This is a genomic window from Caballeronia sp. LZ035 (genome assembly GCF_031451175.1).
Lineage (GTDB): Bacteria > Pseudomonadota > Gammaproteobacteria > Burkholderiales > Burkholderiaceae > Caballeronia.
Window position 1 is genome coordinate 3,305,193 of record NZ_JARUXS010000001.1, and the last position, 9,857, is coordinate 3,315,049.

Consider the following 9,857-nt stretch of genomic DNA (forward strand, 5'->3'; position numbering starts at 1 on the left):
CGATTAGTTGCGGTCGAGATCGATGTCGATGCCGAGCGAGCGGATTTCCTTCACCAGCACGTTGAAGGATTCCGGCATGCCCGCGTCGATCACGTGATCGCCCTTGACGAGGTTCTCATAAACCTTGGTCCGGCCGTTCACATCGTCCGACTTGACCGTCAGCATTTCCTGCAGCACATACGACGCGCCATACGCTTCGAGTGCCCACACTTCCATTTCACCGAAGCGCTGGCCACCGAACTGCGCCTTACCACCCAGCGGCTGCTGCGTGACGAGCGAGTACGGACCGGTCGAACGCGCGTGCATCTTGTCGTCGACCAAGTGGTGCAGCTTCAGGTAGTGCATGTAACCCACCGTGACCGTGCGCTCGAATGCCTCGCCCGTGCGGCCGTCGTACAGCGTGACCTGGTTCTTCGAAGGCGTCATGCCGAGGTTCTTGGCGATGTCGTCCGGGTAAGCCAGATCCAGCGCGCGCGACATTTCGTCTTCCGTTGCGCCGTCGAACACCGGCGTCGCGAACGGCACGCCTTCGCGCAGGTTCTTTGCCAGTTCGAGGATCTCGTCGTCGGAGAAGTTTTCCAGCTCTTCCTGACGGCCCGACTCGTTGTAGATCTTCGTCAGGAACGCGCGCATTTCCTCGATCTTCGACTGACGCTGCAGCATTTCGCCGATACGCCAGCCAAGACCCTTCGCGGCCCAGCCCAGATGCACTTCGAGAATCTGACCCACGTTCATCCGCGACGGCACGCCGAGCGGATTCAGCACCACATCTGCCGGACGGCCATCGGCCATGTAGGGCATGTCTTCGATCGGCACGATCTTCGACACGACACCCTTGTTGCCGTGACGACCCGCCATCTTGTCGCCAGGCTGCAGGCGACGCTTCACGGCGAGATAGACCTTGACCATCTTCAGCACGCCCGGCGGCAGTTCGTCGCCTTGCGTGAGCTTCTTGCGCTTCTCTTCGAACGCGAGGTCGAACTGGTGACGCTTCTGCTCGATCGAGTCCTTGATTGCTTCCAGCTGTGCCGCTGCTTCTTCGTCCGCCAGGCGGATGTCGAACCAATGGTAGTGGTCGAGATCTTCGAGGTACGCGAGGTCGATCTTCGTGCCCTTCGCGAGCTTCTTCGGACCGCCGTTCGCGACCTTGCCGTTCAGCATGCGGGCGAGACGCGAGAACGCGTCGCCTTCCACGATGCGCAGCTGGTCGTTCAAGTCGAGGCGATAACGCTTCAGTTCATCGTCGATGATCTGTTGCGCGCGCTTGTCACGCGTGATGCCTTCGCGCGTGAACACCTGCACGTCGATCACGGTGCCGCTCATGCCCGACGGCACGCGCAGCGACGTGTCCTTCACGTCCGAGGCCTTCTCGCCGAAGATGGCGCGCAGCAGCTTTTCTTCCGGCGTCAGCTGGGTTTCGCCCTTCGGCGTGACCTTGCCGACCAGCACGTCGCCTGCTTCGACTTCCGCGCCGATGTACACGATGCCCGACTCGTCGAGACGGCCAAGTTGCACTTCGGCCAGGTTCGAGATGTCGCGCGTGATTTCTTCCGGTCCGAGCTTCGTGTCGCGAGCCACGACGTTCAGTTCTTCGATGTGGATCGACGTGTAACGGTCATCCGCCACGACCTTTTCCGAGATCAGGATCGAGTCTTCGAAGTTGTAGCCGTTCCACGGCATGAACGCGACCAGCATGTTCTGGCCGAGCGCGAGCTCGCCCAGATCGGTCGAGGCGCCGTCGGCCAGCACGTCGCCGCGTGCAACCTTGTCGCCGACCTTCGCGATCGGACGCTGGTTGATGTTCGTGTTCTGGTTCGAACGCGTGTACTTGATCAGGTTGTAGATGTCCACGCCGACGTCGCCGGCGACGGCTTCATCGTCGTTCACGCGGATCACGATACGGCCTGCGTCGACGTAATCCACCACACCGCCACGCAGTGCCTGAACCGTCGTACCCGAGTCGACCGCCACCGTGCGCTCGATGCCCGTACCGACGACCGGCTTTTCCGGACGCAGGCAAGGCACGGCCTGACGCTGCATGTTCGAACCCATCAATGCGCGGTTCGCGTCGTCGTGCTCGAGGAACGGAATCAGCGATGCCGCCACCGACACGATCTGCGACGGCGCCACGTCCATGTACTGGATGCGGTCCGGCGTGACCATCAGCGTTTCGCCGGCTTCACGCGACGACACGAGTTCGTCGGTCAGCGTGCCGTCTTCGGCTACCGCCGCGTTCGCCTGAGCGATCACGTAACGGCCTTCTTCGATCGCCGACAGGTAGTCGATCTGATCCGTCACCTTGCTGTCCGTGACCTTGCGATACGGCGTTTCGAGGAAGCCGTATTCGTTCAGGTGCGCGTACAGCGCGAGCGAGTTGATCAGGCCGATGTTCGGACCTTCCGGCGTTTCAATCGGGCACACGCGGCCATAGTGGGTCGGATGCACGTCGCGGACTTCGAAGCCTGCGCGTTCACGCGTCAGACCGCCCGGGCCCAGTGCGGAAACACGGCGCTTGTGCGTGATTTCCGACAGCGGGTTGGTCTGGTCCATGAACTGCGACAACTGCGACGAACCGAAGAACTCGCGAATGGCCGACGAAATCGGCTTCGAGTTGATCAGGTCGTGCGGCATCAGGTTTTCGCTTTCTGCCTGGCCGAGACGTTCCTTCACGGCGCGCTCGACACGCACGAGACCCGCGCGGAACTGGTTCTCCGCGAGTTCGCCGACGCAACGCACGCGACGATTGCCCAAGTGGTCGATATCGTCCACTTCGCCTTTGCCGTTGCGCAGCTCGACGAGGATCTTGATGGTCGCGAGGATGTCGTCGTCCTGCAGCGTCATCGGTCCGATGATTTCATCGCGGCCCACGCGGCGGTTGAACTTCATGCGGCCGACCTTCGACAGGTCGTAGGCGTCTTCGCTGTAGAACAGGCGGTTGAACAGCGCCTCGACTGCTTCTTCGGTCGGCGGCTCGCCCGGACGCATCATGCGGTAGATCGCGATGCGCGCGGCCATGCGGTCCGCGGTTTCGTCGATACGCAGCGTCGACGAGATGTACGGGCCCTGGTCCAGGTCGTTCGTGTAGAGCGTCTGGATGTCCTTGACCTTCGCTTCGCGCAGCTTTTCGAGGACCGTTTCGGTGATTTCCTCGTTGGCGTTCGCGATCACTTCGCCCGTTTCCGGATCGATCACGTTCTTCGCCAGCACGCGGCCGAGCAGATAGTCCTCGGGCACCGAGATGAACTTCGTCTTGGCGTTTTCGAGGTCGCGAATGTGCTTCGCGTTGATCCGCTTGTCCTTCGTGACGATGACGTTGCCTTCGCGATCCTGGATGTCGAAGCGCGCGACTTCACCGCGCAGACGCTCGGGCACGAACTCCATTTGCGCGCCTTCGCTCATCAACTGGAAGTTGTCGAAGACGAAGAAGTTCGCGAGGATCTGTTCCGGCGAAAGACCGATGGCCTTCAGCAGGATGGTGACCGGCATCTTGCGACGACGGTCGACGCGGAAGTACAGCACGTCCTTCGGGTCAAATTCGAAGTCGAGCCACGAGCCACGGTAAGGGATGATGCGCGCCGAGAACAGCAGCTTGCCGGAGCTGTGCGTCTTGCCCTTGTCGTGCTCGAAGAACACGCCAGGCGAACGGTGGAGCTGCGACACGATCACGCGCTCGGTGCCGTTGATGACGAACGAGCCGGTCGGCGTCATGAGCGGAATTTCGCCCATGTAGACTTCCTGCTCTTTCACTTCCTTGACGACGGGCTTGCTCGGCGATTCCTTGTCGAGCAGCACCAGGCGCACTTTTGCGCGCAGAGCCGAGCAGTACGTCAGGCCACGCTGCTGGCATTCCTTGATGTTGAAGGCGGGCGGCGACAGCATGTAGCTGACGAACTCGAGCCGCGCGAAACCGTTGTGCGAAACGATCGGGAAGACAGAGCTGAACGCAGCCTGCAAGCCTTCTGCCTTGCGCTGCGACGAGGACGTATCCGCTTGCAGAAACGTCTGGAATGATTCAAGCTGGGTTGCCAGCAAGAAGGGAACTTGGTGAACGATGGGGCGCTTCGCGAAACTCTTGCGAATACGCTTCTTCTCGGTGAAGGAATATTGCATACGATCTCCGAATCACGGCGGGCGTTGCCGAGGCGGGATACCTCGGCGTCACCGCCCGGTGTTCACCGACTGAGACCCGCGCAGCTGTCCGGGGAGGACGCGCGGATCTAGAAGCTTGGTGGTTGGCCGCTACCAACCGCTGGCTGACGGCAGCGGATGCCTGTGTTTCCCGCTACCCGACCAAACTTGCCTTCTGCAGTCGCTTCAGAAGACAAAGAAAACTGCCGGAAAACTCTACTGATCCGACTGTCATCTTTGGCCTCTATGAGGACTTTCGTACCTGCTGACATGCACGAAAACTACGCCCCCACAAAGCACAAAAAGGCCGGCGGTAAAAACCGCCAGCCTTCGCGTAGCGCGCTGAAACTTACTTGATTTCAGCCTTTGCGCCAGCTTCTTCCAGCTTCTTCTTCGCTTCTTCAGCGGCAGCCTTCGGAACTGCTTCCTTGACAGGCTTCGGTGCGCCGTCGACCAGATCCTTCGCTTCCTTCAGGCCGAGACCCGTCAGTTCGCGAACAGCCTTAATGACGGAAACCTTGTTCGCGCCCACTTCGACCAGGTTCACGGTGAACTCGGTTTGCTCTTCGACAGCAGCAGCACCGCCAGCACCTGCCGGGCCAGCGACTGCAACAGCAGCTGCCGACACGCCAAACTTCTCTTCGAACGCCTTGACCAGCTCGTTCAGTTCCAGAACGGACATCGAGCCAACGGCTTCGAGGATGTCTTCTTTTGCGATTGCCATGTGAAATACTCCTAGATTGAATTCGGATCGAGCTAGCGATCTAGCTTTGCCTAACTTAAGCGACTAGCGCCCAAGCGTGATCGTTACGCAGCTTCGCTCTGCTTCTTTTCAGCCAGCGCGGCGAGAGCGCGCGCAAAGCCGGAAACAGGCGCCTGCATGACGAACAGCAGCTTGGAGAGCAGTTCTTCGCGGCTCGGGATGCTGGCCAGCGCTTGCACGCCTGCCTTGTCCATCACTTTGCCTTCGTAGGAACCAGCCTTGATGATCAACTTGTCATTGCTCTTGCCGAAGTCATTGACGACCTTGGCAGCGGCAATGGCATCTTCCGAGATGCCGTAGATCAGAGGACCGGTCATCTGCTCAGCCAGCGGAGCGAACGGGGTACCTTCGACGGCGCGACGCGCCAGCGTGTTCTTCAACACGCGGAGATACACCTGTTGCTCACGCGCTTTCGCGCGCAGCTTGGTCAGATCGCCAACCGTGATCCCACGATACTCAGCGAGCACCATCGTCTGAGCCTTCGCGACTTCCGCGGCGACTTCAGCGACGACTGCCTGCTTATCTTCTTTGTTCAGTGGCACGGTTAAACCTCCAGATTCGATGCATTCGGGCCACAAACCCTGGTGCACCACGTTCAAAACGGCGTCCGACTGTTAGGAGTATCTCGATCGATCGGTGACCGTCCTGTTAGACGATCGACAACCGACTTCAACCACTGCAAAACTGTTTCGGGTTCGCCATCTGCGTTGGTTCGAATTAAGGCGATGCCTGCCTGCTGCATCGCCGCCAACGGTCTTTGACAACCGGTCGCAAGATTCGGAACTGCAATCCTGCGACCGCCCAAAGCCCTTTATCAGCGCGATCATCCGATCGCGCCCGACATTCTTACTGTTGCGCCAGCGTGCCTTGATCCACGCGAACGCCGACACCCATCGTGCTCGACACGGCGATCTTGCGCAGGTAGACACCCTTGCTCGTTGCCGGCTTTGCCTTTTGCAGCGCTTCGATCAGCGCGGCGAGGTTCTGACGCAGCGATGCGGATTCGAACGATGCGCGACCGATCGTGCCATGAATGATACCGGCCTTGTCAACGCGGAACTGGACTTGACCAGCCTTTGCGTTCTTGACGGCCTGCGCCACGTCCGGCGTGACCGTGCCGACCTTCGGGTTCGGCATCAGGCCGCGCGGGCCGAGAATCTGACCCAGCGTACCGACGACGCGCATCGTGTCCGGCGAAGCGATCACGATGTCGAAATTCAGATTACCGGCCTTGACTTGCTCGGCCAGGTCTTCCATGCCGACGATGTCTGCGCCAGCAGCACGAGCTTGCTCGGCCTTCTCGCCCTGTGCGAACACAGCGACGCGAACCGACTTGCCGGTACCGGCCGGCAGAACCACCGAGCCGCGAACGACTTGGTCCGACTTCTTCGCGTCGATGCCGAGTTGGACGGCAACGTCGATCGACTCGTCGAACTTCGCGCTCGCGCATTCCTTCACGAGAGCCAGTGCGTCGTCGATCGCGTACAGCTTCTGACGATCGATCTTGCTTGCGAATGCCTGAAGGCGCTTAGAAAGCTTGGCCATTTACACGCCCTCCACAGTGATGCCCATCGAACGCGCGCTGCCGGCGATCGTGCGCACGGCTGCATCCAGATCGGCTGCCGTAAGATCCGGCATCTTCGTCTTTGCGATTTCTTCCGCTTGAGCGCGGGTGATGTTACCGACCTTGTCGGTGTGCGGCTTGGCCGAGCCCTTCTGCACTGCTGCTGCCTTCTTGATCAGAACGGTAGCGGGCGGCGTCTTCATGATGAAGGTGAAGCTCTTGTCCGCGAATGCCGTGATGACGACCGGCACCGGCAGACCCGGCTCCATACCTTGAGTCTGCGCGTTGAACGCCTTGCAGAACTCCATGATGTTCAGGCCGCGCTGGCCCAGTGCCGGACCGACCGGCGGCGACGGGTTGGCTTTACCTGCAGGAATCTGCAGCTTGATAAAGCCGATGATTTTCTTTGCCATGTTGAAAACCTCTGCTGAACGCGTGAGCGTTCGGTGAGTGATAGCGCGCGTTCGACTCGACGCCTACTGACGCTCCTCAACAGCCATGACGCGGGCTGTAAGCGCGAATCGCGCGATGACCGCGAGGTCACGCGCGAGAATGAGATTCAAGTCTTCTCGACCTGACCGAACTCGAGTTCGACTGGCGTTGATCGTCCAAAAATGGTCACGGAGACACGCACCTTGGACTTTTCGTAGTTCACTTCCTCGACATTGCCGTTGAAGTCGGTGAACGGACCTTCCTTCACCCGAACCATTTCGCCGACTTCGAAGAGCGTCTTCGGCCGCGGCTTCTCGACACCTTCCTGCATCTGCGACATGATTTTTTCGACTTCACGCGGGGAGATCGGGCTGGGCCGATTGCGCGCTCCGCCAACGAATCCGGTGACCTTCGCCGTGTTCTTGACGAGATGCCACGTTTCGTCCGTCATTTCCATCTCAACCAGGACGTAGCCCGGGAAGAAACGACGCTCGGTGACCGATTTGTGGCCACCCTTGACTTCTACCACTTCCTCAGTCGGCACTAGAATCTGGCCGAACTGGTCCTGCATACCTGCCCGATCGATGCGCTCCTGAAGCGCACGTTGCACGCTCTTCTCCATACCGGAGTAGGCGTGCACCACGTACCAACGCTTTCCGCTCGGGGATGTCGGAGTATCGCTCATATCATTTCCAACCCAGAATCGCCGAGAAAATCACCCATTCGATTGACTTGTCGCTAAGCCAAAGGAATATGGCCATGATCAGTACAAACGCGAAGACCACCAAGGTTGTTTGCGTAGCCTCTTTGCGAGTAGGCCACACGACCTTGCGGACTTCCTTGTACGAGTCCTTGGCGAAAGCGATGAACCCCTTTCCCGGCGCAGAGAAAAGACCGACCGCGACACCCGCGATGACGCCGACAGCAAGGGCCGCTCCGCGGAAGTACCATTCTTGGCTAGAAAGCCAGAAGAAACCCACGAACCCGGCCAAGACCAACAATACGCCAGCCACCAACATCAACTTGTCGCCGGAAGTATTTACAGTTTCGACGGAAGGATTCGCCATAACACCTTAAACACAGCGCCACAAGGCGCAAGAATTTGGCAGGGGCAGAGGGAATCGAACCCCCAACCTTCGGTTTTGGAGACCGACGCTCTGCCAGTTGAGCTATACCCCTAAACCATTTGGAGTCGCCGAAAGCCGACGACTCCGAAACCACAAATTACCGAGAGATTTCTGGCTCTTACTCGATAATCTTCGCCACGACACCGGCGCCGACGGTGCGACCGCCTTCACGGATAGCGAAACGCAGACCTTCTTCCATGGCGATCGGGGCGATCAGCTTGACCGTGATCGACACGTTGTCGCCCGGCATCACCATTTCCTTGTCCTTCGGCAGCTCGATCGAGCCCGTCACGTCCGTCGTACGGAAGTAGAACTGCGGACGGTAGTTGTTGAAGAACGGCGTGTGACGGCCGCCTTCGTCCTTGCTCAGCACATACACTTCAGCCGTGAAGTGCGTGTGCGGCGTGATCGAACCCGGCTTGGCCAGAACCTGGCCACGCTCCACGTCTTCACGCTTCGTGCCGCGCAGCAGGATACCAACGTTGTCGCCTGCCTGACCCTGGTCGAGCAGCTTGCGGAACATTTCCACGCCCGTGCACGTCGTCTTCACCGTCGCCTTGATGCCGATGATTTCGATTTCTTCGCCGACCTTCACGACGCCACGCTCGATACGACCCGTCACCACCGTGCCGCGACCCGAGATCGAGAACACGTCTTCCACCGGCATCAGGAACGAACCGTCAATGGCGCGTTCCGGCGTCGGGATGTACGAGTCCAGCGCGTCGGCCAGGCTCATGATCGCCACTTCGCCCAGCTCGCCCGTGTCGCCTTCCAGCGCCAGCTTGGCCGAACCCTTCACGATCGGCGTGTCGTCGCCCGGGAAGTCGTACTTCGACAGAAGCTCGCGCACTTCCATTTCGACCAGCTCGAGCAGCTCGGCGTCGTCGACCATGTCGCACTTGTTCAGGAACACGATGATGTACGGCACACCGACCTGACGCGCCAGCAGGATGTGCTCACGCGTTTGCGGCATCGGGCCGTCAGCGGCCGAGCACACCAGGATCGCGCCGTCCATCTGTGCGGCGCCCGTGATCATGTTCTTCACATAGTCAGCGTGGCCCGGGCAGTCGACGTGTGCGTAGTGGCGGTTAGCCGTTTCGTACTCGACGTGCGCGGTGTTGATCGTGATGCCGCGTGCCTTTTCTTCCGGTGCCGCGTCGATCTGGTCGTATGCCTTCGCTTCGCCGCCGAACTTCTTCGTCAGCACCGTCGTGATCGCTGCCGTCAGCGTGGTCTTGCCGTGGTCAACGTGACCGATCGTGCCCACGTTCACGTGCGGCTTGGTCCGCTCGAATTTACCTTTGGCCATTTTCGACTCCTAACAGGATTTTCGCACCTTGCGCCGCGCGCAACTTACTGGACAGATACTGCTGGTGCCCATGGGCAGGATCGAACTGCCGACCTCTCCCTTACCAAGGGAGTGCTCTACCACTGAGCCACATGGGCACTGCTAAACCGACACTGGAGCGGGTGAAGGGAATCGAACCCTCGTCATAAGCTTGGAAGGCTTCTGCTCTACCATTGAGCTACACCCGCGAGGGTTGGATTCCCTTACCGCTCGAATTCTGGTGGAGGAGGTTGGATTCGAACCAACGTAGGCGTAAGCCAACAGATTTACAGTCTGCCCCCTTTAGCCACTCGGGCACCCCTCCGCAGAGAACTATCGATTATGGGGTAACAACACGCTGTTGTCAAGCGCTTCTTACGTCCCAGAGCACGACGCCCTCACTAATAGTGAGAGACAAAACGCAAAAACCCCACCTTTGCGGGGTGGGGTTTTTGTTTGCGGCATGAGGAGCCTGACGATTACCTACTTTCACACGGGAATCCGCACTATCATCGG

Annotated in this window: 8 protein-coding genes and 4 tRNA genes; all 12 read right to left on the reverse strand. The window is 59.6% G+C overall.

The features are described from left to right. Nucleotides 1-3: 3 nt before the first annotated feature. A complete protein-coding gene (rpoB, locus tag QCE88_RS15520; protein ID WP_309903266.1) occupies nt 4-4,110 on the reverse strand; it encodes a DNA-directed RNA polymerase subunit beta in 4,107 nt (1,368 codons plus the stop codon). A 367-nt stretch (nt 4,111-4,477) separates the two neighbouring features. After that, entirely contained in the window at nt 4,478-4,852 is a 375-nt protein-coding gene (rplL, locus tag QCE88_RS15525) for a 50S ribosomal protein L7/L12 (protein ID WP_309903268.1), read from the reverse strand. Between the two features lie 83 nt (nt 4,853-4,935). Then, entirely contained in the window at nt 4,936-5,433 is a 498-nt protein-coding gene (gene rplJ / locus QCE88_RS15530) for a 50S ribosomal protein L10 (RefSeq protein ID WP_309833617.1), read from the reverse strand. A 304-nt stretch (nt 5,434-5,737) separates the two neighbouring features. Continuing rightward, nucleotides 5,738-6,436, reverse strand: coding sequence for a 50S ribosomal protein L1 (gene rplA / locus QCE88_RS15535; protein WP_309903270.1), 699 nt, complete (start codon nt 6,434-6,436; stop codon nt 5,738-5,740). Beyond that, nucleotides 6,437-6,868, reverse strand: coding sequence for a 50S ribosomal protein L11 (gene rplK / locus QCE88_RS15540; protein WP_061163555.1), 432 nt, complete (start codon nt 6,866-6,868; stop codon nt 6,437-6,439). A 146-nt stretch (nt 6,869-7,014) separates the two neighbouring features. After that, nucleotides 7,015-7,572 carry a transcription termination/antitermination protein NusG gene (gene nusG / locus QCE88_RS15545; protein WP_050454953.1) on the reverse strand — a complete coding sequence of 186 codons (558 nt, stop codon included), beginning with the start codon at nt 7,570-7,572 and terminating at the stop codon, nt 7,015-7,017. 1 nt (nt 7,573) lies between these two features. Continuing rightward, nucleotides 7,574-7,954 carry a preprotein translocase subunit SecE gene (gene secE / locus QCE88_RS15550; RefSeq protein ID WP_309833620.1) on the reverse strand — a complete coding sequence of 127 codons (381 nt, stop codon included), beginning with the start codon at nt 7,952-7,954 and terminating at the stop codon, nt 7,574-7,576. A 36-nt stretch (nt 7,955-7,990) separates the two neighbouring features. Then, nucleotides 7,991-8,066: transfer RNA gene (locus QCE88_RS15555), tRNA-Trp, on the reverse strand. 66 nt (nt 8,067-8,132) lie between these two features. Continuing rightward, entirely contained in the window at nt 8,133-9,323 is a 1,191-nt protein-coding gene (gene tuf / locus QCE88_RS15560) for an elongation factor Tu (RefSeq protein ID WP_309903260.1), read from the reverse strand. Nucleotides 9,324-9,385: 62 nt separating this feature from the next. After that, a tRNA-Thr gene (locus QCE88_RS15565) sits at nt 9,386-9,460 on the reverse strand. A 16-nt stretch (nt 9,461-9,476) separates the two neighbouring features. After that, nucleotides 9,477-9,550 (reverse strand) — tRNA-Gly (locus tag QCE88_RS15570). A 30-nt stretch (nt 9,551-9,580) separates the two neighbouring features. Further along, nucleotides 9,581-9,666 (reverse strand) — tRNA-Tyr (locus QCE88_RS15575). Nucleotides 9,667-9,857: the final 191 nt, after the last annotated feature.